This is a genomic window from Mesorhizobium sp. P3_A8 (genome assembly GCF_056402995.1).
In genome coordinates, this window is record NZ_JBFUGI010000013.1 from 1 (window position 1) to 25,748 (window position 25,748).

General features: G+C 62.9%; 28 protein-coding genes, 1 tRNA gene and 1 pseudogene. 17 read left to right on the top strand and 13 right to left on the bottom strand.

The window, feature by feature from the left end:
- The 4 genes and pseudogenes from AC1DX4_RS26780 to AC1DX4_RS26795 all read left to right on the top strand — a co-directional run.
- A pseudogene (locus tag AC1DX4_RS26780) lies at window positions 1-239 on the top strand (IS110 family transposase); the annotation flags it as partial.
- A gap of 200 nt (window positions 240-439) precedes the next feature.
- Window positions 440-580, top strand: coding sequence for a DUF1127 domain-containing protein (locus tag AC1DX4_RS26785; protein WP_081850349.1), 141 nt, complete (start codon window positions 440-442; stop codon window positions 578-580).
- 380 nt (window positions 581-960) lie between these two features.
- Window positions 961-2,043, top strand: coding sequence for a helix-turn-helix transcriptional regulator (locus AC1DX4_RS26790; RefSeq protein ID WP_477223385.1), 1,083 nt, complete (start codon window positions 961-963; stop codon window positions 2,041-2,043).
- 181 nt (window positions 2,044-2,224) lie between these two features.
- The gene (locus tag AC1DX4_RS26795) at window positions 2,225-2,920 is read left to right on the top strand and encodes a DUF1013 domain-containing protein (protein WP_172223075.1); all 696 of its coding nucleotides are present in this window, start codon (window positions 2,225-2,227) and stop codon (window positions 2,918-2,920) included.
- A 62-nt stretch (window positions 2,921-2,982) separates the two neighbouring features.
- Here AC1DX4_RS26795 and AC1DX4_RS26800 read toward each other — a convergent pair whose 3' ends face one another.
- The 4 genes from AC1DX4_RS26800 to AC1DX4_RS26815 form a co-directional block, all read right to left on the bottom strand.
- On the bottom strand, window positions 2,983-3,702 hold the full coding sequence (locus AC1DX4_RS26800) for a helix-turn-helix transcriptional regulator (RefSeq protein ID WP_027041910.1): 720 nt from the start codon (window positions 3,700-3,702) through the stop codon (window positions 2,983-2,985).
- A gap of 72 nt (window positions 3,703-3,774) precedes the next feature.
- Window positions 3,775-4,182: a hypothetical protein gene (locus AC1DX4_RS26805; RefSeq protein ID WP_477223177.1), complete on the bottom strand. Its 408-nt coding sequence runs from the start codon at window positions 4,180-4,182 to the stop codon at window positions 3,775-3,777.
- Window positions 4,183-4,256: 74 nt separating this feature from the next.
- Window positions 4,257-4,847 carry a DJ-1/PfpI family protein gene (locus AC1DX4_RS26810; protein ID WP_477223178.1) on the bottom strand — a complete coding sequence of 197 codons (591 nt, stop codon included), beginning with the start codon at window positions 4,845-4,847 and terminating at the stop codon, window positions 4,257-4,259.
- Window positions 4,848-4,988: 141 nt separating this feature from the next.
- The gene (locus tag AC1DX4_RS26815; RefSeq protein ID WP_081850348.1) at window positions 4,989-5,156 is read right to left on the bottom strand and encodes a hypothetical protein; all 168 of its coding nucleotides are present in this window, start codon (window positions 5,154-5,156) and stop codon (window positions 4,989-4,991) included.
- Window positions 5,157-5,465: 309 nt separating this feature from the next.
- Between AC1DX4_RS26815 and AC1DX4_RS26820 the strand changes: the two genes are divergently transcribed.
- Complete coding sequence (locus tag AC1DX4_RS26820) at window positions 5,466-6,419, top strand: ring-cleaving dioxygenase (protein WP_477223179.1); 954 nt, start codon at window positions 5,466-5,468, stop codon at window positions 6,417-6,419.
- Between the two features lie 115 nt (window positions 6,420-6,534).
- A complete protein-coding gene (locus AC1DX4_RS26825; protein ID WP_183447746.1) occupies window positions 6,535-6,696 on the top strand; it encodes a hypothetical protein in 162 nt (53 codons plus the stop codon).
- A 28-nt stretch (window positions 6,697-6,724) separates the two neighbouring features.
- Here the strand turns inward: AC1DX4_RS26825 and AC1DX4_RS26830 are convergent, their stop codons facing one another.
- The 7 genes from AC1DX4_RS26830 to tkt form a co-directional block, all read right to left on the bottom strand.
- A complete protein-coding gene (locus AC1DX4_RS26830; protein ID WP_477223180.1) occupies window positions 6,725-7,438 on the bottom strand; it encodes an SGNH/GDSL hydrolase family protein in 714 nt (237 codons plus the stop codon).
- 101 nt (window positions 7,439-7,539) lie between these two features.
- Entirely contained in the window at window positions 7,540-8,259 is a 720-nt protein-coding gene (locus AC1DX4_RS26835) for a DUF899 domain-containing protein (protein WP_477223181.1), read from the bottom strand.
- Window positions 8,260-8,427: 168 nt separating this feature from the next.
- Window positions 8,428-9,453 carry a class I fructose-bisphosphate aldolase gene (locus tag AC1DX4_RS26840; protein WP_477223182.1) on the bottom strand — a complete coding sequence of 342 codons (1,026 nt, stop codon included), beginning with the start codon at window positions 9,451-9,453 and terminating at the stop codon, window positions 8,428-8,430.
- Between the two features lie 127 nt (window positions 9,454-9,580).
- Window positions 9,581-10,777, bottom strand: a complete 1,197-nt coding sequence (locus AC1DX4_RS26845; RefSeq protein WP_477223183.1) for a phosphoglycerate kinase — start codon at window positions 10,775-10,777, stop codon at window positions 9,581-9,583.
- 156 nt (window positions 10,778-10,933) lie between these two features.
- Complete coding sequence (locus AC1DX4_RS26850; RefSeq protein ID WP_477223184.1) at window positions 10,934-12,817, bottom strand: potassium/proton antiporter; 1,884 nt, start codon at window positions 12,815-12,817, stop codon at window positions 10,934-10,936.
- Between the two features lie 197 nt (window positions 12,818-13,014).
- A complete protein-coding gene (gap, locus tag AC1DX4_RS26855; protein WP_027041901.1) occupies window positions 13,015-14,025 on the bottom strand; it encodes a type I glyceraldehyde-3-phosphate dehydrogenase in 1,011 nt (336 codons plus the stop codon).
- Window positions 14,026-14,185: 160 nt separating this feature from the next.
- On the bottom strand, window positions 14,186-16,177 hold the full coding sequence (gene tkt, locus AC1DX4_RS26860) for a transketolase (RefSeq protein ID WP_477223185.1): 1,992 nt from the start codon (window positions 16,175-16,177) through the stop codon (window positions 14,186-14,188).
- A gap of 262 nt (window positions 16,178-16,439) precedes the next feature.
- On the opposite strand from tkt, the gene AC1DX4_RS26865 reads away from it, so the two are divergent.
- From AC1DX4_RS26865 to AC1DX4_RS26880, 4 genes are all read left to right on the top strand, one after another.
- On the top strand, window positions 16,440-16,712 hold the full coding sequence (locus tag AC1DX4_RS26865; protein WP_006200774.1) for a DUF4164 domain-containing protein: 273 nt from the start codon (window positions 16,440-16,442) through the stop codon (window positions 16,710-16,712).
- A 10-nt stretch (window positions 16,713-16,722) separates the two neighbouring features.
- Window positions 16,723-17,085 (top strand): cell division protein ZapA, encoded by a 363-nt coding sequence (locus AC1DX4_RS26870; protein WP_477223186.1) that lies wholly within the window; start codon window positions 16,723-16,725, stop codon window positions 17,083-17,085.
- A gap of 164 nt (window positions 17,086-17,249) precedes the next feature.
- The gene (locus AC1DX4_RS26875; RefSeq protein WP_027041898.1) at window positions 17,250-17,909 is read left to right on the top strand and encodes a peroxiredoxin; all 660 of its coding nucleotides are present in this window, start codon (window positions 17,250-17,252) and stop codon (window positions 17,907-17,909) included.
- A gap of 141 nt (window positions 17,910-18,050) precedes the next feature.
- The gene (locus AC1DX4_RS26880) at window positions 18,051-18,923 is read left to right on the top strand and encodes an MBL fold metallo-hydrolase (protein WP_477223187.1); all 873 of its coding nucleotides are present in this window, start codon (window positions 18,051-18,053) and stop codon (window positions 18,921-18,923) included.
- 321 nt (window positions 18,924-19,244) lie between these two features.
- Here the strand turns inward: AC1DX4_RS26880 and rpoH are convergent, their stop codons facing one another.
- A complete protein-coding gene (gene rpoH / locus AC1DX4_RS26885; RefSeq protein WP_477223188.1) occupies window positions 19,245-20,156 on the bottom strand; it encodes an RNA polymerase sigma factor RpoH in 912 nt (303 codons plus the stop codon).
- Window positions 20,157-20,368: 212 nt separating this feature from the next.
- Window positions 20,369-21,409: an RluA family pseudouridine synthase gene (locus AC1DX4_RS26890; RefSeq protein WP_477223189.1), complete on the bottom strand. Its 1,041-nt coding sequence runs from the start codon at window positions 21,407-21,409 to the stop codon at window positions 20,369-20,371.
- A gap of 26 nt (window positions 21,410-21,435) precedes the next feature.
- On the opposite strand from AC1DX4_RS26890, the gene AC1DX4_RS26895 reads away from it, so the two are divergent.
- From AC1DX4_RS26895 to AC1DX4_RS26925, 7 genes are all read left to right on the top strand, one after another.
- Window positions 21,436-21,819: a fimbrial protein gene (locus tag AC1DX4_RS26895; protein ID WP_477223190.1), complete on the top strand. Its 384-nt coding sequence runs from the start codon at window positions 21,436-21,438 to the stop codon at window positions 21,817-21,819.
- 39 nt (window positions 21,820-21,858) lie between these two features.
- Window positions 21,859-22,266, top strand: coding sequence for a VOC family protein (locus tag AC1DX4_RS26900; protein WP_477223191.1), 408 nt, complete (start codon window positions 21,859-21,861; stop codon window positions 22,264-22,266).
- A gap of 90 nt (window positions 22,267-22,356) precedes the next feature.
- Window positions 22,357-22,431, top strand: a tRNA-Glu gene (locus tag AC1DX4_RS26905).
- A 20-nt stretch (window positions 22,432-22,451) separates the two neighbouring features.
- Complete coding sequence (locus tag AC1DX4_RS26910; RefSeq protein WP_477223192.1) at window positions 22,452-22,823, top strand: hypothetical protein; 372 nt, start codon at window positions 22,452-22,454, stop codon at window positions 22,821-22,823.
- Between the two features lie 647 nt (window positions 22,824-23,470).
- On the top strand, window positions 23,471-24,052 hold the full coding sequence (locus AC1DX4_RS26915) for a VOC family protein (RefSeq protein WP_477223193.1): 582 nt from the start codon (window positions 23,471-23,473) through the stop codon (window positions 24,050-24,052).
- Window positions 24,053-24,081: 29 nt separating this feature from the next.
- Window positions 24,082-24,957 carry a glutathione S-transferase family protein gene (locus AC1DX4_RS26920; protein ID WP_477223194.1) on the top strand — a complete coding sequence of 292 codons (876 nt, stop codon included), beginning with the start codon at window positions 24,082-24,084 and terminating at the stop codon, window positions 24,955-24,957.
- A gap of 372 nt (window positions 24,958-25,329) precedes the next feature.
- The gene (locus tag AC1DX4_RS26925) at window positions 25,330-25,701 is read left to right on the top strand and encodes a hypothetical protein (protein ID WP_477223195.1); all 372 of its coding nucleotides are present in this window, start codon (window positions 25,330-25,332) and stop codon (window positions 25,699-25,701) included.
- Window positions 25,702-25,748: the final 47 nt, after the last annotated feature.

Sequence of the window (25,748 nt, forward strand, 5' to 3'; positions counted from 1 at the left end):
CAAACGACAGCGGACAAAAGCAAGGCTACCGCAAAATCCGTGGCGGGCGCCCTGATGTCAGAACCGCGCTGTTCATGCCAGCCCTGCGCGCCGCAGCTGGAAGGGGCGAATTCGCACCCTTCTACAAACGCCTCGTCACAAACGGAAAAAAGCCAATGGTGGCAATCGCTGCCGTCATGCGAAAGATCATCGTTACCCTAAATGCAAGACTAAGGGACGCCGCCATTTCTCAGAGTTGATGACGAAGCGATTGATGTTTGCGCCAATCGCCAAGGCATGCGGTTCGCCCCGGGCCCTGCCACTGCCTACAAGATGAACAGAGGCTTAATGGTGCAATGCAGCATTTGCATCATTGCTATGCAAAATCGGCCGTTCAAGTCCCCGTCGATGATCACTATCTGTGCAGCATCGAAACGAACACCCCATCAGGAGGACTACCATGAACCCGATCCGCGCTTTCCGTAACTGGCGCATGTACAACGAGACCGTGCGCGAACTGAACAAGCTCAACGCCCGTCAGCTCAACGATCTCGGCATCAACCGCGGCGACATCGAGCGGATCGCTCGCCAGGCGATCTGATTTCAGGCACGACCCGGCCGCAAGGCCGGGCTCATGTTGAGAAGTAGAGCCGTCGCAGACGTTCCCCGTTTCCGGTTCCGAACCCGCTGGACTTTGTCCAGCGGGTTTTGTCGTTTTGGGTGCCGGGCACTTGCCTCACCAATTCCAGGCCCCACCAATTCCAGGAATGCGTCGCGCCTCCCCCGTCCTGGTTGCGCAAGACCGGCAACAGGAAGCCGTTCAACGGCGCTGCCCGAACGGAACCGTTCTGTGGCATTTTGCTTATCCAAGATTGACCGCGGTGACTGCCGTGACATCTTGACGTGGGGGAAGACCGGCCGGCCTGAAGCATTGATTGTTTGGCTCCGGCAAACTTGTTGCCCCGGAAAGGCTTCGTGCCCATGCTCGACGACCTGACGAACAGGATCTATGAGGCGGCCTTCGTGCCCGATCTCTGGCCTGATGTGCTGGAGGACATTGATTCCGTATCCGGTTCCGTGGGCGGCGCCGTGTTTCTGTTCGGTGACGACCAGCCGACGCGCGGCAGGGCGATTAAATTCCTGCAGGATTTGCAAGGCGAGTTGCTGGCGAGCGATACGCTGCAGTTTTCGACGGCGGTTTCGCGCATGTGCGCGCTGCAGCCGGCGAGCTTCGTCGATGTCGAGGCTTTCCTGACACCAGAAGAGATCGAGAACGATCCGGTACGCCAACGGCTTCGCGCCATGGGCATCGGCGCGCATGCCTGCACCGCGATACCGATGCCCAGCGGCGAGCTGGCGATTTTCGTTTTCCAGCGACGGCTTGGTGAAGGCGACTACGATCAAAAGAGCCTGGATGTGCTCGACAGTCTGCGGCCAACCATGGCGCGCGCCGGCCTGATCGCAGGGCGGCTTGGCCTCGAACGCGCCGAGGGAACCGTTGCCGCCATGACGGCGATGGGCCTGCCGGCTGCCGTCCTGTCGCTGAAAGGGCGGGTGATGGTCGCCAACGCATTGTTCGACGGCCTGTCCTCCCTGTTCCTGCCCACCGCCTTTGGCGGCATGGCCATTGCCGACGCCGAAGCCAATCGGCTGTTCCAGCAGGCAGTCGTCGCCGCGCGCAACGAATTGGAGCCGACGGTGCGTTCCATACCGGTGCAAGGCGTCGACGGCCGGCCGCCGATGATTCTACACATGCTGCCGTTGCATCGTTCGGCGCATGAGATCTTTTCGGGCGCCGACATTCTGGTGGCGGCAACGGCGCTCAGCGCCAGTTCGCTCGTGCCGTCGCCAACGCTGCTGGCCGGATTGTTCGATCTGACGCCAGCCGAGGCGCGCCTGGCGACGGCGCTGTCGCAAGGCCATGCGCTCAAGGCGGCGGCAGCCGGTTCCAACATCACGGAAAAAACCGCCCGGACTTATCTGGAGCGAATATTCGCCAAGACCGGGACACGCCAGCAAAGCCAGCTCGTGGCCTTGCTCAAAAGCGCCGGCCCCTTTGGCTGACGTCGCCGACCGTCAGGGCATCGAATGCGCTTGCCGGTTGTGAAAGTATCGGGCCGCCGCGCCTTTCCAAAAACGTTGCGAAACAGGCAGGGAACGGTTATACAGGCCGCGAATTTCCCATTTTGGTGGCTCTAAACCACCGCCCGCGCGGGAACGCGGGCGAACGAGAAGGATTTTTGAAATGGCCAATACGCTGTTGATGCCCAAGGCGACCGCCGTCTGGCTGGTCGACAACACCGCGCTGTCTTTCGAGCAGATCGCGCAGTTCTGCGGGCTGCATCCGCTCGAGGTCAAGGCGATCGCCGACGGCGAATCGGCGCAAGGCATCAAGGGCATGGACCCGATCATGACCGGTCAGCTGACCCGCGACGAGATCGCGCGCGCCGAGAAAGACCCGAACCAGCGCCTGAAGCTTTCCGACCCCAAGGTGCGGGTGCCGGAATCCAAGCGCAAGGGTCCGCGCTACACGCCGCTGTCGAAGCGTCAGGACCGGCCGAACGCCATCCTGTGGCTGGTGCGCAACCATCCCGAACTCAAGGACGCGCAGATTTCGCGTCTCGTCGGCACCACCAAGTCGACGATCGAGCAGATCCGTGAACGCAAGCACTGGAATTCAGCCAATCTGCAGCCGATGGATCCGGTGACGCTGGGCCTCGCTTCGCAGATCGACCTCGACATGGAAGTCAACCGCGCCTCGCGCGGCCGCGAACAGGCGCAGCCGGTTGGCGATACGCTGCTGCCGGCGGCGCTGACCGAGCGGCTGGTGCCAGCCCCGGAAAAGCCGAAAGACGAAGATGCCGAGCTCGACGCCAACGCGGTGTTCGCCAAGCTCTCGGCCTTGAAGTCGAAGACCCCGGACACGGACGACGACGAGTAAGAGCCCCGCGAACTCAAGAAAAAGCCCGCTTCGAGCGGGCTTTTTTGTGCAGTCTGATCGGCTCAGCTTCGCGCCACGCGGTCCGGCGCCATGCCGTAATCCTCGCTGCGTTCCACGGCCCGGTAGAAATCGGCAAGCTGCTTGCCGCGCTCCGGTTTGAAGATGCGGCCGGCGATGACCACCGAGGCGATGCGGTCGATGCGGAAGGCGCGGAAGTCGTCGCGCATCTCGCACCAGGCGACCAGCGTCCACACCTTGCCCCAGAACCAGAGGCCGAGCGGCCTGATGTCGCGCGCGGTGCCGCGGCCGGCCTCGTCCGAGTAGTCGATGGTCAGCACCTGGCGCTTTTCGACCGCGCGCTCAATCAGGTCGATCGCCTCGCGGGCGGCGTCGCTGACCACCCACATCGGAGTGTGGATTTCGGTGCGGGCGATGCGATCCTTTTCGGCATCGGGAAGCACGGCGCCGATCTTGACCAGTGCCTCGTCGGCGGCCCGTGCCATGGCGGCGCCGCCAAAGGCGCGCACCATGCGCGCGCCGGCAACCAGCGCCACGATCTCGTCACGCGTGAACATAAGCGGAGGAAGGTCGAAACCCTCCCTCATCATGTAACCGACCCCCGCCTCGCCGTCGATCGGCACCCCGGTCGACTGCAGGTCGGCTATGTCGCGATAGATCGTTCTCTCGGAAACCTCGAGCCACGTGCCGAGCTTCTGGGCGGTGACCAGACGGCCACCACGCAGATGCTGCACGATCTGAAAGAGCCTGTCGGCGCGGCGCATCGTGTGCTTCCCCAGTTTCTTCTTTATGCATGCCGTGGTCCCGGAACTGGGCCCACTTCCAGATGACATGCATTACGGTTTCAGTCCCTCGCGCTTGCGCTGGGCGGCAACGAACTCCGCGCCAAAGGACAGTTTTTTCGTTGTCGGCGTCTTCGCATCGAGCACGCGCCAGAAGGGCGCGATGTCGCTCAGCGTCATGCCGCGCTCAAGGTCCTCATTGGCGGCCTCGGCAACCGTGCGCAGATGGTAGCCTATGGTGACCGGACATGTCACTTCGGCGCCATGTTCGATGGCAAGGGCAGTGCGCAACGCGCGGATATCCATCTCGACGCCTTGCGGAATCGAGCGGATGAAATCGTCGACCTGGCGCGCGGTCGGCACCAGCATAGGCTGGCCCTCGACCACGTCTGCCATCGTGCGCGGTGTCGGCTTGACGCCGTTGATGCCCGGCGTGTTCAGCCTGTCGTTCCAACTCTTCATCGATCGTCCTTTCGACCGTCGACGCGCGGTGTCTCGATCTTGCATCATTGCACGCCCCTCCTGACAGCATACTGTCAGGAGGCTTCAGCATACTCCTTGGCAAACAGCGTCCGCATCTGCGCGAGATCGCTGCCTCTTTCGGGATAGAGCGTGTTCAGAAAGGCAAGGGCAAAGGTACCAGGCGCCGAGCCCGGCGCGGACACGATCTTGCCGTCGGCGACGGCATGCGGCACGTCCTGATAGTTGCTGTCGCCGGCATAGCCGGCTTCATGGCCGTTGATCCAGTCACGGCCATTGCTGGTATGGCTGGCTTCTTCGAACATGCCGGCTCGGGCCAGTGCCAGCGTGCCGGCGCAGATACCGCCGACCACGCCGCCGCGCGTTGCGACGGCGTTGAGCAGTTCAGCGACGTCCGGCGGCGCCTTGCCCGCCCACTGGTCGGAGCCGATGACGGCTACAGCATCGAGATCGGCGTTCTCATCAACATCGACCGAACGATCGGGCGTTAGCCGAAAACCGCTGATTCCGGTCACCGGCTTGCCTTCGGGCGTCAGCGAGACGGCGCGGGCGCCGAACCATTCAACCGCCGAGGCCGCCAGCAAGCCGTATTCCCAGTCGGCAAAGCCTTCGATGAAAAGGAAGCCGATTGTCTTCTGATCGGGCATAAGCTCGCTCCATCCCTCGGCGCGCCGTAGCTTTGTTTTCATGCATGTCGTGCCCCCAAAACCGGGGGCCACTTTTGGGCGACATGCAGATATCTGGGCATTGGCGCGTCCATGTCCAATATCGACGTCGAAAAATTCGCCTCAATTGCCGCGGGAGCGACGTTCCGAATACATGTCGGGCCAGCCGATATCCTTACGGATGTCCGCGGGAAGTGAATTCATGAAGCGCTGCGTGCGGATTTCGTTGCGCATGGTGCGAACCTTGCCGACATAGTGCTGCATGCCGCGCAGAATGGTGTAACCGTTCATGACCAGTCTCCTCTCTCTTGATGGAGACACTATCGCACACCCCTCCTGACAGCAGTCTGTCAGGAGGATGTCAGGCGCTCGACGATAGTTTCGTTCGGTGCGTCTGCCGAGGGATAGCATTGTTTTCCGCCGCCATCGTGCCTTGCCGCAGGAAGCCTGCGGGGCACCGATTGTTCACCAATCGGATGACAGTGAGGACAAAATTGTTCACCGCATGGCGACGGACTGTCAGGATAGGCGGCCTTTAGTGAGGTGCTCGCAGTTCTGATATGAAAGGAGAAATTCTTCCCCAAAACCAGGGAGACGACCATGAGCCTGCAACTGACAGGAATCCACCATCTGACTGCCATCACCGCCAATGCGCCGGGCAATCTTCACTTCTACACGAAGGTTCTTGGCTTGCGGCTGGTCAAGAAGACGGTGAACCAGGACGACACATCGGCCTACCATCTCTTCTATGCCGACGGCGAAGCGACGCCAGGCACCGACCTTACCTTCTTCGACTGGCCGGTTGGCCGCGAACGGCGCGGCACCAACAGCATCGCGCGGACCAGCCTCAGGGTCGGCAGCCCGGAAAGCCTTGCCTGGTGGAAGCAGCACCTCGCCGGCGAGAACATCGTAACGAGTGAGATTGCCGACATCGGCGGCTATCCGTCGCTGGATTTCGAAGATCCCGAAGGCCAGCGCCTGCGGCTGGTCAGCGATGGCGGCAAGGGCGGCAGCCACCCATGGGCGCAAAGCCCGGTGCCGGCCGAGCACCAGATCCGCGGGCTCGGGCCGATCGTCATCAGTGTTCCTGACATCACCAACACCGAGGCGGTGCTGACCCGGGTGATGAACATGCGCGGGGTTCGCGACTATGGCTCGCCGGATGGCGAGGGCCAGGTCCATGTCTTCGAAATGGGTGCGGGTGGGCCGGCAGCCGAGCTTCATGTTGCCGTGCAGCCCGGGCTGGCGCCGGCAAGGCAAGGCGCCGGTGCGGTTCACCATGTCGCCTTCAGGGCGCCAGACCAGGAGACGTTGCATCTGTGGACCGCCCGTCTGGCCGAATTCCGGCTGCCGTCGAGCGGCGAGGTCGAGCGCTATTACTTCCGCTCGCTCTATTTCCGCGAGCCGAACGGCATCCTGTTCGAGATCGCCACCGACGGGCCAGGCTTCACCGCCGACGAGCCGCTGGAGACGCTGGGCGAAAGCCTTGCCCTGCCGCCTTTCCTCGAAGCAAAGCGCGCCTCGATCGAAGCCGGCCTCAAGCCGCTGAAGTAGATCGGGCTCCAAAACGGCGGGCGCGACGTTCCGGTTCGGGAACGTGGCGCCCGTTCTTTCTCAGAGACCAAACGACGCGCTTTGACAGCCGGCCGCGTTGCTGGTCAAAGGCGGCATGACGAAACTCCTCGCCCTTGTCATCATCGGCTTCATGGTGATCCAGCTGATCAAGCCACTGGGCTGGCCCGGGCTCAAGCGTCGCGGCGATTTCTGGAAGCTGGCGCTGCTGGCGATGGCTGCCATTTCGCTGGCGGCCGTGCTCGGGCATTTGACCTAGGCCCGGGCCACAACCCCTTCGTCGGTGTTCAGTCAGCAAGCACCGGGCCGAGAAGATGTTCCGCCCAGGCCCGGTAACCTGCCTCTGAGGCATGAAAGCCGTCAGAGGCAAAACCTTGTTCAGGATTGGTGATCGGCAGGCGAGGTGCGGGCACCGCGCCGCGCTCCAGGCACAGGCGTTCGCCCATACGGTTCATTTCAGTAGCGCGGATTTCGAGGATCTTGCCGAGCAGCGGCGGCATGGCCGGTGCGCGGGTGAACTCCAGAACCGGCGACCACACCACGCGCGCCTCCGGCCATTTGGCGCGCAGTGCATAGAGCAAGCCGCCGAACTCCTTCTTGAAGCGCGGCACCGAATGAAAATTCTTGGTGTCGTTGGTGCCGATGGCAAGCACGATATGTGTCCACGGATCAGCCGACAGATTGGGCAGGACATGATCGCGGATCTGGCCCGACGTCGCCGAATTGAAGCCTGCGGCGCGCCAGCGTACGGCGCGGCCGGTACGCTCGGAAATCAGAACGGCGAGTTGTGCGGCAAGCCCGTTCTCCGAATTGCCAATGCCGACCGAGGCCGCCGAGGAATCGCCCAGCACCAGCAGCGAGATATCAGGCGCCTCGCCTGATATCTCGTGCATGACCGGCCCTTGCGCCGGCAGCATGCGCGAGGTGCGGCGGCGCACGCCGAGCCCCTGCCAGACATAGACAGGGAAGGCGAGCCAGGTGAACAGGGCGGGGAAGCGCATGGCGGTACCGTGGAATGATCTGCGGCAGGCTTAGCGCATGTTTCGGCCGAGGTGAACGGATCCTTGCACAGCCGGCCGTTGCCCCAAGGGCAAGCGTCGTCTCATAGCGACCTGTTTCCATATTCGTCGTGCAGTCGCACCCAGTCCATGAAGGTCCTGTAAGGACCGGTTTCGTCGCGGCCTTTCGGTGCAATGTCGAGATACTGATAGGCGCCGATGAACTGCTCGCTGCCGCGGGCGCGTGACATGAAGGTCAGGAAGATGTCACCGGTTTCGCTCTTGTGGAAGACAGTGGTGCCGGGCAGGTCTTTCGACGTCAGCACGGGTGTTTCGAAATTGTAGACCGCTTCGCCAGATGCAATCTGCTTGTCGGTGAAGGACACCTGCATATCGAAATTGAAGTCCGAGGCATAAGAAGACAGCCAGTCGAACTTCCAACCCATGCGCTGCTTGTAGGGCAGCAATTCGGCGAGCGGCGCCCGCGACACGGCGACAAGCGACACATCATGATGCCTAAGATGCTGGTTGGCGCCATCCATATGGTCGGCGACGAAGGCACAGCTTTCGCAGTGATGATTGGAACCTGGCGCAAACACGAAGTGGTAGACGATCAGCTGGCTGTTGGCGCCAAACAGGTCGGCCAGCCTCCTCGGCCCTTGTTCGGTCTCGAAAACATAGTCCTTCCTGATCTTCAGCCAGGGCAGTTCGCGCCGCTCGGCCGCGATGCGATCGCGAAGCCGCGTCAGTTCCTTCTCGCGCGCCAGATGCGCCTTGTGCGCCTGGAACCAGTCTTCGCGTGAAACGATCTTGTTGCGATGCATGAACCTCTCCCTGTCTCTCATCCCAAGGACGTTCGGGATGAGCGCAAACCGACATCGCCGCCGGCAACGCCCAGAGGAAATAGGAATGAGGAGGTCTTCCCCCAAATCCGCAGGCAACAAAAACCCGGGCGCAATGGCCCGGGTTCGAAGAAGACGAAAGAACTGTGTTCAGGCGGCCTGTTCGAGGCTCGCTTTCCATTTTCCGAGCGCGGCCAGATAATTCATGTGGGCGCGATGGGTGAAGGCGGCCTGACCGGCGGCAATGTTCGATGCCTTGCCGCTCCATGCCTTTTGCGGGGCGGCCTGCAGCGCGCGGCCATAGGAGAAGGTCAGCTTCCAGGGATGCGGACCGATGGCGTTGATGGCGTTGAGGTTGGCGGTCGCCTCCTCGTCCTCCTGGCCGCCGGAGAGGAAGGCGATACCCGGTACCGCCGCCGGCACCGTCTCGCGGAACAGTTTTATGGTCATCTCGGCGACCTTTTCGGGGCTGTCCACGGTGCCCGACTTCTTGCCCGACAGGACCATGTTGGGCTTCAGAATCGTGCCTTCGAGTACGACGCCGGCCGCATGGAGTTCATCGTAAAGCTTGATCAGCGTCGCCTTGGAAACCTCGTAGCAGGTATCGATATCGTGGGCGCCATCCATCAGCACTTCCGGCTCGACGATCGGCACGATGCCGGCCTCCTGGCAAAGCGCGGCATAGCGGGCGAGCGCATGGGTGTTCGAGTTGATCGAATTGACCGAGGGCACGCTCTTGCCGGTATCGATGTCGATCACCGCGCGCCATTTGGCGAAGCGGGCGCCGAGCTTGTAATAGTCGGCAAGGCGCTCGCGCAGGCCGTCGAGACCCTCGGTGATGGTGTCGCCGGGAAAGCCGGCCAGCGGCTTGGCGCCGGCATCGACCTTGATGCCGGGGATGGCGCCGGCCGCCTTGATGATGTCGACCAGCGGCGTACCGTCGGCGGCCTTCTGACGGATGGTCTCGTCATAGAGGATGACGCCGGAAATATACTTGGTCATCGCGTCCTTGGCGCGGAACATCATCTCGCGATAATCGCGGCGGCTGTCGGCGGTCGATTCGACGCCGATGACGTCGAAGCGCTTCTTGATCGTGCCGGAACTTTCGTCGGCAGCCAGCAGGCCCTTGCCGTTGGCCACGATCGCGGCGGCAATGTCTTCGAGACGTTCGCTCATCATGCTTCTCCTGGAGGGGTTCGTTCCGCGCTTAACGGAAGTCTACCGCCAAAGGAATGGCATCGGAAAGCTCGAATCGATTGAAAGTTTCGGGCGCCGTCCGCAGCGTCGTCGATCCCGCCGGGGCCTACTTCTTCAGCACGTCGACGCCGGGCAGCGGCTTGCCTTCCATCCATTCCAGGAAGGCGCCACCAGCGGTCGAGACATAGGTGAAGTCGTCGGCGACACCGGCATGGTTGAGCGCCGCCACCGTATCGCCGCCACCGGCGACGGAGACCAGCTTGCCGGCCTTGGTTCGCGCGGCGGCGTGTTTTGCCGCGGCCACCGTGGCATGGTCGAACGGCTCGATTTCGAAGGCGCCGAGCGGACCGTTCCAGACCAATGTCGCGGCGCGATCGATCCATTCGCCGATCGTGGTCACGGTCTTGGCGCCGACATCGAGGATCATGCCGTCGGCCGGCACGTCGGAGATGGCGACGGTCTCGCAGGCCGCGCCCGCCTTGAACTCCTTGGCGACGACGCCGTCGACCGGCAGGATGATGGCGCAACCGGCCTCGGCCGCCTCGATCATGATCTGCTTGGCGGTGGCGGCCAGATCATGCTCGCACAGCGACTTGCCGACGTCGGTGCCGCGCGCGGCAAGGAAGGTGTTGGCCATGCCGCCGCCGATGACCAGTGCGTCAACCCTCTTCACCAGGTTCATCAGCAGGTCGATCTTGGTCGAGACCTTGGCGCCGCCGACAATGGCGACGACCGGACGGACCGGGTTGCCCAAGCCCTTCTCCAGCGCCTCGAGTTCGGCCTGCATGGTGCGGCCGGCAAAGGAAGGCAACAGGTGCGCCAGCCCCTCGGTCGAGGAATGGGCGCGGTGCGCTGCGGAAAAAGCGTCGTTGACGAAGATGTCGCCATTGGCGGCGAGCCTTTCGGTGAAGACAGGATCGTTCTTTTCCTCGGCCTTGTAGAAGCGGGTGTTTTCCAAGAGCAGCACGTCGCCCTTGTTCATGGCCGCGACGGCACTTCCAGCCGTGTCGCCGACGCAGTCCGAGGCGAAGCCAACGGGACGGCCGAGCACCTCAGCCGTCGCCTTGGCGATCGGCTCGAGCGAGAATTCGGGCGAGGGGCCGTCCTTGGGCCGGCCAAAATGGGCGAGCAGGATGACCTTGGCGCCCTTGCCGGACAATTCGGCGATGGTCGGCGCGATGCGTTCGATGCGGGTGGCGTCAGTGACCTTGCCGTCGGCGACGGGAACGTTGAGGTCGACGCGCACCAGCACACGCTTGCCGCTGATGTTGCCGATGTCGTCCAAGGTCTTGAAGGCGGCCATGCGGGTTCCTTTCGCGAAAAATCGGGGGAACATACCCCGCATCCGTGACGATGCAAGGCTTTGACGGCGGTGCGGCGCGAAATTTTGAGGCGGGCGGGGACATAGTCCGTGAAGACTGTCCGACGTGATGGGGAGCGGCGCGAACGATCGCCCTTGTCAGCCCCCGGTCGTTGCCTTTTCGACCGGGGGCTCAGGGGCGTCTTCCGTCTGTACTGCCGCCTCCTGTGTCTCCGTCGGCTTGCGCCAGTTGCGGATGAAGGCGCTAAGACGGTCGCCCATCTCGCCGGCACTGAGGAACACTGGCACCCGCGCTACCGGCGCGGTCGGCTCGAAGGAAAGGCCAAGACCCGTGATCTTGCCCTTGTCGTCAACATCCCGCACGATCAGCTCGATCTGGCCGATCAGCACACGGTCGGCATATTCGGCATGGCCGCCAAGCCGTGCGGTGACCAGAGCGCCGACGGTCTGCTTCTGCTCCGCCTCGGTCAGGCCCGGCGCATAGGCGGCTTCCAGCTCGGCGGCGGAGCGTGCCGGGTCGACGGCGAAGGCGCCGAAGAAATCGGCATCTTCCGGGTCGACCACCGCGCGGCTGGCGAACAGCTTGTCGAGCAGGCGCGGATAGCGGTCCGGAACGAAGATGTAGACCTGGTCGCCGGCGGCGAGCCGGCCCATGTCCTGGAAGCGCATCGAACGGCCGTCGCGCAGCACCAGTGAGGGCCGCGCCCAACGCGGAATGCGCTCGCCGCGCGCCACCGGGCTGCCATGCGCCACGCGATAGGCGAGAAGCTCGTGATGGGCGGAGCCGGGCAATTCCAGCTCGACCTTGTCCAGCGGTCCGAGCCGCGCCGGCACGATCAGGCCAAGGCGGCGCGCCAGCGGTCCAACGGTCCAGCCCTGGACGACCAACGACACCAGCACGATGATGAAGGCGACGTTGAAGATGACGCGGCCGTTTTCCAGCCCGCCGAGCAGTGGGGTGATAGCGAGCAGGATCGACACCGCGCCGCGCAGGCCGACCCAGGATACGAAAGCGACCTCGGGGCGCGGCAGGCGAAACGGGATCAGGCAGAGCCAGACCGCGATCGGCCGTGCGATAAACATCAGGAACAGGCCAAGCGCTATCGCCGGCAGCATGATGGCTGGGAATTGCGAGGGCGTCGCGAAAAGGCCAAGGATCAGGAACATGATGATCTGCGCCAGCCACGACATGCCGTCCTGGAAGCGCTTGAGGATGGTGACGGCGCGGATGTCGGAGTTGCCGGCAATGAGACCGGCGATATAGACCGCCAGGAAGCCCGAGCCGCCAATGGCGCCGGCGGCGGCGAAGATCATCAGCGACAGCGTCAGCACGAAGATCGGCAGCAGGCCGTGGTCGAGATTGAGCCGGTCGACGAGACGCACGATGGCAAGGCCGCCGAGCACGCCGACGATGGCGCCGAGCCCCATATTGAGGAGGAAGCCGAGGATCAGGCTGGTGACCAGGACATTGGTCTCGGGGTTGGCGTGGGCGGCGATGATCTCGACCAGGGTGATCGTCAGGAAGATGGCGATCGGGTCATTGGTGCCGGATTCCACCTCCAACGTGGAGCGCACACGCTCGCGTAGATTGATCTCGCCGGCGCGCAGCAGGAAGAACACCGCGGCCGCGTCGGTCGAAGCGACGGCGGCGCCGAGCAGAAAGGATTCCAGCCAGGTCAGGTCGAGCAGATAGTGGGCGGCGGCGCCGAACAGGCCGGTGGTCAGAAGCACGCCGAAAATCGCCAGCGACAGCGCCGGTCCCGCCGCCTGCCGCAAGGCGTTGAGCGGCGTGCCGAAGCCGGAATCGAACAGGATGACGGCCAGCGCCAGTGAGCCGGCAAAATAGGCGATGCGGGCGTTGTCGAATTCGATACCGAGGCCGTCGGTTCCAGTGGCGAGCCCGATGCAGAGAAACAGAAGCAGGAGGGGGGCGCCGAAGCGGAAGGCGATCAGGCTCGAAAACGCGGCGGCGACGACAAGAGCAGTGCCGACCAGCGTGACGAGATAGATCGCATGCTCCATCTTAAAATCAGCCCCTCAAATTCGTCTGTCTCCTGGTTTACGGCAGAGTGGGGCGAAGACGTGACCAGTGCAAGGCGGCGGCGTGGCTTTTTGCCTTATGCCTCGGATTTTCGCGGGTTTTGGCACTGCTGCTCCGGCAAATGAAAAACGCCCGGACGAAGCCGGGCGTTTCAAGTCTCTGGAAGCTGGGTCCGCGATCAGGCGATGGTCTTGCCGAAGGCGACGGCGGTGTCGCTCATGCGGTTGGAGAAGCCCCATTCATTGTCGTACCAGGACAGCACGGAAACGAAGTTGCCGTCCATCACCTTGGTCTGGTCGAGCGCCATGATCGACGAGCGCGGATCATGGTTGAAATCGATCGAGACGTTCGGGTGATGGGTGACGCCGAGGATGCCCTTGAGCTTGCCGTTGGAGGCGGCGATGACCGCTTCGTTGATTTCCTGGACCGTGGTCGCGCGCTTGGCGATGAACTTGAAGTCGACGACCGAGACGTTCGGGGTCGGCACGCGAATCGAGATGCCGTCGAGCTTGCCCTTGAGGTCGGGCAGCACAAGGCCGATGGCCTTGGCGGCGCCCGTCGAGGTCGGGATCTGCGACAGGGCCGCGGCGCGGGCGCGGTAGAGATCCTTGTGCATGGTGTCCAGCGTCGGCTGGTCGCCCGTGTAGGAGTGGATCGTCGTCATCATGCCCTTTTCGATGCCGACCGTCTCGTGCAGCACGGCGGCCAGCGGCGCCAGGCAGTTGGTGGTGCAGGACGCGTTCGAGATGACGATGTGGTCCTTGGTCAGCTTGTCGTGGTTGATGCCGTAGACGACGGTCAGGTCGGCGCCGTCGGCAGGCGCCGAGACCAGCACGCGCTTGGCGCCGGCGGTCAGGTGCGCGGCGGCCTTGTCGCGAGCGGTGAAGATGCCGGTGCATTCGAGCGCGATGTCGACGCCGAGTTCCTTCCACGGCAGCTGGGTCGGATCCTTGATGGCGGTGACCTTGAACTTTTCCTTGCCGACGGTGATCTGGTCACCATCGACGCTCACCTCGTGCGGGAAGCGGCCATGCACGCTGTCGTAGCGCAGCAGGTGGGCATTGGTCTCGACCGGGCCGAGGTCGTTGACGGCGACGACGTCGATGTCCTTGCGGCCGGATTCATGGATGGCGCGCAGGATGTTGCGGCCGATGCGGCCGAATCCGTTGATGGCAACTCTGACGGTCATTTTTCTCTCCCTGGGAGCTGGAGGCCGAAGATCAAGTCCGCAGCTTCATAGCGGCGCAAGCGGAAAGAATCCAGCCGCTGCGACGCAGATTTAAATCGATTAGGTTGGGGCAACCCGGCGAAATCGCTTTGCGCGATTTCGCCGGGCTGAAGCCAAACCCTTACTTGGCGTGCAAGCGTCCTTCCGCTGCCTTGGCCGCCGCCTCGGCGGTGATGCCGAAATGCGGATAGAGCTGCTCGATCGTGCCCGAGGCGCCAAAGCCGGTCATGCCGACGAAGATGCCGTCCGAGCCGATGAGATGATCCCAGCCCTGGCGAATGCCGGCCTCGATCGCCATCTTGATCGGCGCGTTGCCGATCGTCTTTTTGCGATAGTCGTCGCTCTGCTTGTCGAACAGTTCGAAGCAAGGCACCGAGACGACGCGGGTCGGATGGCCGTGCTTTTCCAGCAAGTCGCGGGCGCCAAGGGCGATCTCGATCTCGGAGCCGGTGGCGAAGATCGTCACCGCCGCCTCGCCGCTGGCCGCGGCCAGCTCGTAGGCGCCCTGGCTGCTCAGGTTCTTGGCCGAGTGCTCGGTGCGCACCGTCGGCAGGTTCTGGCGGGTCAGCGCCAGTGTCGACGGCGTCTTTTCGGATTCGAGCGCGATCTGCCAGCATTCGGCGGTTTCCACAGCGTCGGCCGGACGGAAGACATTGTGGTTCGGGATGGCGCGCAGGGCCGCCAGATGCTCGACCGGCTGGTGGGTCGGGCCATCTTCGCCCAGACCGATTGAATCATGGGTCATGACGAAGATCGAGCGGATGCCCATCAGCGAGGAAAGCCGCATCGACGGGCGGGCATAGTCGGAGAAGCACATAAAGGTGCCGCCATAGGCGATGAGGCCGCCATGCAGCGTCAGGCCGTTGATGGCTGCGGCCATGCCATGCTCGCGGATGCCGTAGTGGACATAGCGCTGGCCGTAATCGTCCGGCGTGATGTTCTTAGTCTGGCTGGTCTTGGTGTTGTTGGAGCCGGTCAGGTCGGCGGAGCCGCCGATGGTTTCCGGCACGGCGCCGTTGATGACTTCCAGCGCCATTTCCGACGATTTGCGGGTGGCGACCTTCGGCTTGTCGGCCGAGAGCTTCTTCTTGTAGTCGTCAATGACAGCGTCGAAGTTGGACGGCAGCTTGCCACCGAGGCGGCGCTCGAACTCGGCCTTCAGCTTCGGCTCGGCCTTGGCGAGGCGGCCTTCCCAGTCGATGCGCGGCTTGACGCCGGCCTTGCCGGCGGTGCGCCAGGCATCGAGGATGTCGGCCGGAATCTCGAAGGGTGGCGAGTCCCAGTTGAAGAACTTGCGCGCGCCGGCGATCTCGTCGGCGCCGAGCGGCGAGCCATGCGCCTTGTTGGTGCCGGCCTTGGTCGGCGCGCCGAAGCCGATGGTCGTCTTGCAGGCGATCATCGTCGGCTTGTCGGAATGACGGGCGGCTTCGATGGCATAGGCGATGGCTTCCGGATCGGTGCCGTCGATATGGCTGGCATTCCAGCCGGAGGCCTGGAAGCGGGCGACCTGGTCGGTGTTGTCGGCGAGCGAGACCGGGCCGTCGATCGAGATGTTGTTGTTGTCCCAGAAGACGATCAGTTTGTTGAGCTTCAGATGCCCGGCAAGCGCGATGGCTTCCTGGGAAACACCTTCCATCAGACAGCCATCGCCGGCCAGCACATAGGTGTAGTGGCTGACGAGGTCGTTGCCGAAGGCGGCGTTCATGATGCGCTCGCCGAGTGCGAAGCCGACCGAATTGGCGAGACCCTGGCCGAGCGGACCGGTCGTCGTCTCGATGCCGGTGGCGTGGCCGTATTCGGGATGCCCTGCCGTCTTCGAGCCCAACTGGCGGAAGTGCTTGATCTGGTCGAGGGTCATGTCCTCGTAGCCGGTCAGATGCAGCAGCGAATAGAGCAGCATCGAGCCATGGCCGGCCGACAGGATGAAGCGGTCGCGATCGGGCCAGTGCGGGGCCTTGGGATCATATTTCAGGAAGCGGGTGAACAGCACCGTGGCGATGTCGGCGCAGCCCATGGGCAGGCCGGGATGGCCGGACTGGGCCTTCTCGACGGCATCCATGGAGAGAAAGCGGATCGCATTTGCCATCCGGTCATGTTGTTCACGCGACGTCATGGTTCCTCCAGAAATGGGGGTTTGGGGCTTGGGAGAGCCCTTGAAAAGGGTGCGCGACACATAGCAGGCGCGGGCTTTTAGTCAACAAATCGGGAGCACATTTGCCGGTCTTGTGATGCCGATGGCGGGTCTACATTAGCGTTAGCGGGGGACAGTCGCGAGAGCTTTGTTGACGTTGCCTTCACCCGGTGCCTAATGTTTCCGGGATAAGGCGTTCTGAACGCGAACGATTCGGTGATGGGCAGGGCACAGGACGAAGGCCATGACCGGGGAAACCACACTCAAGGAAGTCATCGCCAGGCTGGGCAAGGCCATCGAGGGGCTGGAAAATGCTGTCGCGGCCAAGCTGGAGCACGAGCGCGACTACTCGGAAGCCGAGGCCGAAGTGCAGCGGATGAATGCCGACCGCTCGCGGCTGGCGCAGGAACTCGACAATTCCGAAGCGCGCGCCGAACGGCTGGAGGACGCCAACAAGGAAGTCTCGCGACGGCTGGTGACCGCCATGGAAACCATCCGCGCCGTGTTGGACAGATAGGAGCTGGCCCATGGCACAGGTCACGGTTTCAATCGACGGCAAACAGTATCGGATGGCCTGCGACGAGGGCCAGGAAGAGCATCTGATCGATCTCGCCGAACGCTTTGACCGCTATGTCTCGCATCTGAAAGATTCCTTCGGCGAGATCGGTGACCAGCGGCTGACCGTCATGGCCGGCATTATGGTGATGGACGAACTCTCGGAACTGCAGAAGCGCGTCAAGGGCATGGAGAGCGAAGTGCTGACCTTGCGCAAGACGCGCGACGAGGCGCTGACCAAGGCCGACAAGAGCGACAGTGTGCTGACCAACGCGCTTGGCGCGCTGGCGCAGCGCATGGAAGATTTGACGTCGACACTGGCGGTGAAAACCTAGACTCTTTCAGCGTCCGCAGCGAAATTTCTGCATTCTCCAACAAATTGCGAAAATTTTTCGCGGCCTGCATCGCTGCCGGCGACCTCAACGTTTTGAAGGTCGCCGCCGGAGTGGTAAAAGGGTCGGAACCCGCCATCCGGCGGTATTTCACAGGGGTAGGGACCATGAGCCTTCGTATCAACGACATAGCGCCGGACTTCACGGCCGAGACCACCCAAGGCGCGATCAAGTTTCACGACTGGATCGGCGACGGCTGGGCGATCCTGTTCAGCCATCCGAAGAATTTCACACCGGTCTGCACGACCGAGCTCGGCACGATGGCGGGGCTGGAGGGCGAATTCAAGAAGCGCAATGTCAAGATCATCGGCATCTCTGTCGATCCGGTGGCGAGCCACGACAAATGGCAGGCCGACATCAAGACGGCGACGGGCCAAACGGTGCACTATCCGCTGATCGGCGACAAGGATCTCAAGGTCGCCAAGCTTTACGACATGCTGCCCGCCGGCGCCGGCGAGACCTCGGAAGGCCGTACGCCCGCCGACAACGCCACCGTGCGCTCGGTCTACGTCATCGGGCCGGACAAGAAGATCAAGCTGGTGCTGACCTACCCGATGACCACGGGCCGCAACTTCGACGAGATCCTGCGCGCGGTCGATTCCATGCAGCTCACCGCCAAGCATCAGGTGGCGACGCCGGCCAACTGGAAGCAGGGTGAGGACGTCATCATCACCGCCGCCGTTTCCAACGAGGATGCGATCAAGCGGTTTGGCGCCTTCGAGACCATCCTGCCTTATCTCAGGAAGACCAAGCAGCCTTCTGCCTGAAACAGGCGCCGGAACGGGTTTTGCCGTTTCCGCCCTTGCGAGCCAAGTCATGCTTGACTGGCCCGCAAGCGTGGACAACCATGCTCTTGTTGGGTTCCGGTGGAGAAAATCGTTCCTGCCGGTGGGTTGAGGGAGCCGGACGTGGACGTAGCTTTGGCCAGGCCAGTGGTCAGCGGCTTCTATGACAAGCCGACCGGGGCCATCCAGTACGTCGTCACCGACCCGGCGACGAAGCGATGCGCCATTATCGATCCGATCCTCGACTTCGATGAGAAATCCGGCGCCACGGGTACGAAGAGCGCGGATGTCCTGCTCGATTTTGTCGGGAAAAACGGGCTGGAGCTCGAGTGGATCCTCGACACCCACCCGCACGCCGACCATTTCTCCGCTGCGCACTACCTTAAACAGCAGACCGGGGCGCCGACTGCGATCGGCGACAGGGTTGTCGGCGTCCAGAAGCTGTGGAAGGTGATCTACAACTGGCCCGATTTTCCCGCCGACGGCTCGCAGTGGGACAGGCTGTTCCGGGAAGGCGAGACGTTTGCGATCGGCAGCCTTCCAGTCAAGGTGCTGTTCTCACCCGGTCATACGCTGGCCTCGATCAGCTATGTGGTCGGCGACGCCGCCTTCGTGCACGATACGCTGTTCATGCCCGACAGCGGCACGGCACGGGCGGATTTTCCCGGCGGCAGTGCCGCGCGGCTATGGCGCTCGATCCAGGGCATACTGGCGTTGCCGGACGAGACGCGCGTCTTCGTCGGCCATGACTATCAGGCCGGTGGCCGCGAAGCCCTGTGGGAAAGCACGGTGGCCGTGCAGAAGGCGACCAACATTCATCTCGTTGCCGCGCACAGCGAGGCTGAGTTCGTGGCGCTGCGCGAAGCGCGCGACAAGACCTTGCCGATGCCGCGGCTGATCCTGCATGCGCTGCAGGTCAACATGAATGGCGGCCGGCTGCCGGAACCGGAAGCCAATGGCCGGCGGTACCTGAAGTTTCCGCTGGACGGGCTTTGAGGGTATTCTTTTGTGGCGGGCGCCGCCGGTGAAACTGCCGATCTCCCCACCTGCGGGGGAGATGCCCGGCAGGGCAGAGGGGGGTGCTGTCCCGCCGACCTGTCAGCCGGATGTAGCTGTGCCTTCAAACTGGTTTCCGGTCGGGAATGCCAAAAATCGAAAAGTAGCGATCCTTCACACCCCCCTCTGTCCTGCCGGACATCTCCCCCGCAAGGGGGGAGATTGGCTGTCGCCCTCGCTTTCGCTAACCACCGGCAAAATACAAAAAAGGCGGCGCCAGTTTCGTGACGCCGCCTTGATATTTCCTGGCCGAAGCCGGCTTTACGCCGCTGGCTGTGCCTCGATGGTGCGCAGCGCCTGGGTCTGGCGCTTGGCGGCGGCCTTGACGGCATCCTGGACCTTCTCAAAGGCGCGCACCTCGATCTGGCGCACGCGCTCGCGGCTGATGTCGAACTCGGCCGACAGCTCTTCCAGCGTCAGCGGCTCCTCGGCGAGGCGACGGGCCTCGAAGATGCGCCGCTCGCGCTCATTGAGCACGGCAAGAGCGCCCGACAGCATGCCGCGCCGGTTTTCCAGCTCGTCCTGCTCGATCAGCATCTCTTCCTGGCTTTCGTGGTCGTCGACCAGCCAGTCCTGCCATTCGCCGGACTCGCCCTCGCTCGCCCGGATCGGGGCGTTGAGCGAAGCGTCGCCGGACAGGCGGCGGTTCATCGACACCACTTCGGCCTCGGACACGTTCAGCCGCGTGGCGATCTCGGTGATCTGATCGGGCTTCAAATCGCCGTCGTCCAGAGCCTGGATCTTGCCCTTCACCTTGCGCAGGTTGAAGAACAGGCGCTTCTGGTTGGCGGTCGTGCCCATCTTGACCAGGCTCCACGAGCGCAGGATGTACTCCTGGATCGAGGCCTTGATCCACCACATGGCGTAGGTAGCGAGGCGGAAGCCGCGCTCGGGTTCGAATTTCTTGACGGCCTGCATCAGGCCGACATTGCCTTCCGAGATCACTTCGCCGATCGGCAGGCCGTAGCCGCGATAGCCCATGGCGATCTTGGCGACGAGCCGCAAATGGCTGGTGACGAGCTTGTGCGCAGCGCTGGTGTCTTCATGCTCGGCATAACGCTTGGCGAGCATGTACTCTTCTTGCGGCTGAAGCATTGGAAAGCGGCGGATTTCTTCCAGGTAGCGGCTGAGGCCGCCTTCGCCGGAAACAATACTGGGTAGTGACTGGGCCATGATAGCGCCCCCTCTCTATTGGAGTGATGCCCCCGAAACGCGGCGGGCATGTGACGCGAACACCAAAAGGCTCGCTCGCGACATCAGATCTTATACAGGAACAAAACCAGAAAAGACAGGCATTTGTTCAACACGAAACAGTGTGTCACGCTGAAGTGAACAATGCCAGTCAGGTTTTTTGATGGCTGGTTTCGAGCTTGACGGCAGCAGGTTCAGAGATTGCGAAATCCGCCGACGAGTTCCTCCATGTCCCCCGGTATCGGCGCCTCGAACCTCAGAGGTAGATGGGTATCCGGGTGACGAAATGCAAGGAGCCAGGCATGCAAAGCTTGCCGGGAAAATGCCTTGACCTGACTTTTCAGCGGCTCCGGCAGCCGGTTGGCCTTGGTGCGGAAGGCCTGGCCGTAGTCGGGGTCGCCGATCACCGGATGGCCGATATGGGCCATGTGGACGCGGATCTGGTGGGTGCGGCCGGTTTCCAGCCGGCATTCGACCAGGCTTGCGGTGGCAAACTCCTGCTGCTTCTCGCCAAAACGCTCCTGGACGCCAAAGTGGGTGATGGCATGGCGGGCGTCGTCGCGGCCTGCCGGCACCACGGCGCGGCGCACCCGGTCCGCAGCGCGGCCGAGCGGCGCATCCACTGTTCCGGTCGGCCGCTGCGGTATGCCCCAGACCAGCGCCAGATAGGCGCGTTCCAGGTCGCCGCTGCGGCCATGATCGGCGAAGGCTTCCGACAGCGCCTTGTGGGCACGGTCGGTCTTGGCCACCACCATGACGCCGCTGGTTTCCTTGTCCAAGCGGTGCACGATGCCCGGCCGGCGCACCCCACCGATGCCGGACAGGCTGTCGCCGCAGTGATGGATCAGCGCGTTGACGAGTGTGCCGGTCCAGTTGCCGGCACCGGGATGCACGACAAGCCCTGCCGGCTTGTTGATGACGATCAACGCGTCGTCTTCATAGAGTACGTCGAGCGCGATGGCCTCGCCCTGCGGCGTGGCGGGCTCCGGTTCCGGCATCGCGACCGACACGCTCTCGCCTGCGGTCATCTTGCGCTTGGTTTCGTCGACCGGCTTGCCGTTGATGCTCACAGCGCCTTCCCTGATCAGCATCTGCACGCGGCTGCGCGACATGTCGGGGCCGAGGCTCGCCGCCAGCCATTGGTCGAGGCGCTGTCCGGCCGCATCCGGGCCTGCCACAAGCACAGTTGGTGCCGCCTCTATCAATTCAGGGTCCTCTTCGCTATGAGCGCTCATCGAAAAACCGTTCCGGAATATTTGCCATGGCCCGGCCCGATGCCGACGAAGATCAGGAAAAGCCGCTCGACCCCGGGGTCGAAAAGATGCGTGGCAAGCTCGTCCGCTTCATGGCCATCAATCTCGGCCTGCTGCTGCTGGCCCTTATGGTGGTGATCGCGGCGATTGTCTACAAAGCCCGTAAAGCACCATCGGTGACCCCGCCACTGGCTGGCGATATCCAGGTGCCCGCCGGCGAGCCGTTGAGTGGCGACATTGTGCTGCCGGTCGGCGCGAAAGTGGTCAGCCAGTCGCTGTCCGGCAATCGCATCTCGATCGACGCCGAGCTTGCCGACGGCAGCCGCGCGATCTTCATCTATGATATCGCCGAGCGCAGGCTGATCGGCCAGTTTGCAATTCGCAATAAATAGGCTGCCAGCAACGATGCAACAAACACGTTTGTCGCCGAAATGACCGGCTTTGCCGAACATCGGCGTGTCGCGACCGTGGCGCTGGTCGTCGCCAATTATGACGAGGCGATCGCCTGGTATGTCGGGCGGCTGGGTTTCCTGCTCCTCGAGGACGTCGATCTTGGCGGCGGCAAGCGCTGGGTCACGGTGGCGCCGGTCAACGGGCAGGGCGCCAGACTGCTGCTGGCCGAGGCGTCTGATGAGGCGCAAAGGCAAAGTATCGGCAACCAGACCGGCGGCCGGGTTTTCCTGTTCCTCGAAACCGACGACTTTGCCCGCGATCATGCGGCGATGCTGGAAAAGGGCGTCGAATTCCGTGAGGCGCCACGTTTCGAGCCCTATGGCACGGTCGCGGTTTTCGCCGATCTCCATGGCAATCTCTGGGATCTGATCGAGCCGAAACGCTAGGCCTGCAGCCGACTTTTCCCCGATAAGGGAAAGCGGCCGAACCCCAGTTGCTTTTTCTCAGCCGTCAGCCTATATCGCCGGTTCTTGAGCGCGCCCATCGTCTAGCGGTCAGGACACCGCCCTCTCACGGCGGGAACAGGGGTTCGATTCCCCTTGGGCGTACCAAGGATTTTCTGCCAGATGTGATGCTTGCGCAGTACGGCATGTTGCAGCAAGTTGGCGGCATGAAACAATTGGCTTTGCCGCTCCTCATTTCCGCGTCCCTGATTGCCCAGTGCAGTCCGTCGTTCTCCAAGGACAGGAAGATCACCGGCACCATTCGAGGTTTCGAATGTGGCGACAATTGCTATCTGACCATTGTCGACGGCAAGAAGGTCGAGCAAGTCGGCCTGTGTGCCGCGCCCGAGTGCGCAAGCTGGAACGAGCAAACCGTGATGCCGTCCCGCTACAAGGGAAAACGCGTGACCGTTACAGTCGGGCAAGGGCAGCAGGTCGATGACAGCGGCAATGTGATGGGAGAGATGATGTCCTTCACGAAGATCAGGTTTCTCGACTAGCCTTGGCGGCATTCAGACAAGGCACGATGTAGGTTGCTCTTGACTGGCGACGCCCGCGACCCGGCGGCTCGCATGCCCGAATACCCCCAATTTAAGTCAGCCCGCGGCGCTTGAAAGCGCAACAATCCCTGTTACTTACGAGGCCGGGGTAACATCTGCGGACAGCGGATTTTGGGTTTGGGTAGAGTTGGAATGGCGTCAGGGAAGATGATTTGCTCGCGCTGCCATGGCGGCGGCAAGATTTTCGATTGCTCCAGATGGAGCGAGTCGAAGGGGCATTGCTGCCCCCAAGGGACGCACCAGATCAGTTGCCCGGGGAAGACCGTCGCGTGCGCCGAATGTGGCGGCCTGGGGATGCTGGTGGAAGCTGAGCTCAAGGCCGTCGCGTAGCCTCCGCTTCGGCAAGGACGCGACGAGGGCGGCTTCCGCGTTGCGATAGCGCCCGCCATCTCTTGAATTGATCCTCCAGGCTTTTACGGCCAAGAGCGGTTTCACCGTCATGCAATGATAGGGCTCGCCGCTTCTGGCGCGGCGGGGCCGATTGCATTAGCATCACGTCTGGATTTCGAGGCACAGCTCAAGCGGCACAGAGAATGCCGCGTGCCAGGCGGATCCGGACGGCAACCGATGCCGCGGGGAGAAGGCCAATGCAGAAGCTGCAATCGCAGGGCGTCCACCACATCACGCTGGTCGGCGCCGGGCGCCAGACGTCGATCGATTTCTGGGAAGGCGTGCTCGGCATGCCGTTCATCTTCGAGCAGCCCAACCTCGACAAGGCCAGCGAAAGCCATCTCTATTTCGATCCGGGTGACGGCCGGCTGATCACCATCTTCACCGATGAGAGCCGCACGCCGCAGAAACGACGCACGCCGACCGATCCGGGCTGCGTCCACCACATCGCGTTTGCGGTGTCGCGCGTCACCTTCCTGCAGGCGGTCGCCCGGCTCGGCGAGCGCGGTATCAAGCACAGCGGCGTCAAGGATCGCGGCTTCATGGATTCGATCTATTTCGAGGATCCGCTCGGCCTGCTGATCGAGCTCGCTTCCTACCGCTTCGAGCCGCCGGCTGGTTTCACCCATGCCGACGTGCTGATGCAGGCGCACCGGCTGCGCGTCGCGCGCGGCGATTACAACATTGCCGAGGTGCACCTCGCCGACGCGATCCAGGCGCTTGTCGAGAGCTCCCGCGCGACCCTGTCGGACGACCGGGCGCCGAAGAACCCTTACTGACGGCCAACAAAAACAGAGGGAGGACAATAATGGCAAAGACAGTGACCAAGAGTGCTGGGAAACCGGCGGCCAAGGCAGCCGCCAAGCCGGCAAGTAAGGCTGCGAAGCCTGCAGCCAAGCCGGCGCCAAAGGCTGCCGCGAAGGCGGCGGCAAAACCGGTGGCCAAGACGTCCGCACCGAAGGCCAAGGCGAAATCGGCGAAAAAGCCGGCGCTGAAGCTCAGCATGCTGAAGCCGAGCGTCAACAACATGACGGTGCGGGTGTTCGCCCGCGCGGCCGGGTTCGAAGCCGCCGAGACCGACGCCTGGGGCCACACGCGCTCGCCGGAATATTTGGCGCGCAATCCGGCGCATCTGACGCCGATGATCGAGGACAAGGGGCTGCCCAGAGGCGTGCTTTGGGAAAGCTGCGCCATCATGCAGTATCTCTCCAACAAGCACGGGCTGGAGAAATTCTATCCGAAGGCGCCGGCCAAGCGGGCGATGATCGACAGCGCCATGTTCTACCTGATCGGAACGCTCTATCCCTATGTGGCGCGCGCCACCTATCCGGCGCTCGGCTTCCCGCACTATGCCGGCGAGGTCGGCCACAGCGATGCTCATCCCGACAAGAAGTCGGAAGCACAGAAGGCCGCTATGGCCGCGATCGCCGAGCCGCTGGAGGTTTTTCACAGCTTCTTCAGGGACGGCAAGCCGTTCATCGGCGGCAAGAACCCGTCGATCGCCGATATCCGGCTGGCGGCGACGCTCGAGTTCCTGGCGGTCATCGACTACGCCCTGCCCAAATGGGCGAAGGAGTATATGGCGGCTATCGAGAAGAAGCTCGGCAAGGCTTACGCCGAGCCAGCCGGCGACGTGCGTGGCTATATCGCTTATGTAAGGTCGCAGGCGAAGGCCTCAGCTTAAGGATTCGTTAACCTAAGCCCTGTCTACTGCTGGGAATTCGCCGCGCGACCACGGATGTACTGGCGCACTATCGGCGGAAGGAAAGGTCGGCTCCGTGCCGGCCTTTTTGCTTTTAGAGCGGTTCACCGTTTCATGGAAACGGCGAACCGCTCTAACGCTTTGTTTTGACGCAATTCCTGACGAAAAACCGCTCACACTTTTCCTGGAATTGCTCTAGCGGGCCTCATGCCGGGACATCGCGCGACGGTGATCAGGCAGCGCCGAAGCATCAACTTTTTGCGCCAGTATATTGTCACCGCCGGTGTTGGCTCTAACATCCCTTTCAGCGGATTCGGCTTGGAATGCCGACCTGGAGTGAGATGAGGGTTTGCGATGAAATGCGTGGCAGCAATGCTGATGATCGCTGGTGGCACGCTGGCTGGAACGCTTCTCCCGTCACAGGCAGCAGTGCTCAATACGATGGATGATGTCGGGGCCGCGATCCAGGCGTGCTGGACGCCGCCAGCGGATGCCGGGAAGTCGACCGTAACCCTGAGCTTCAGCTTCAAGCGTGACGGCTCGCTGATCGGTCCGCCGCGGCCGACCGCCGCCAAGGTGGCCGGTGATGACAAGGCGCGGAAGGCGTTCATCGATGCCGCCATCGCGGCCGTCAAGAATTGCACGCCCCTGACCCTTTCGCCGGCGCTGGCGAAAGGCATTGGCGGCAACGTCTTCACGCTGCAACTGGCTTCCCCAAAGCAATAGCGGCTCGAGCGATCTTTCATCGAGAAATCGCCGGACCAAAGCGCGTC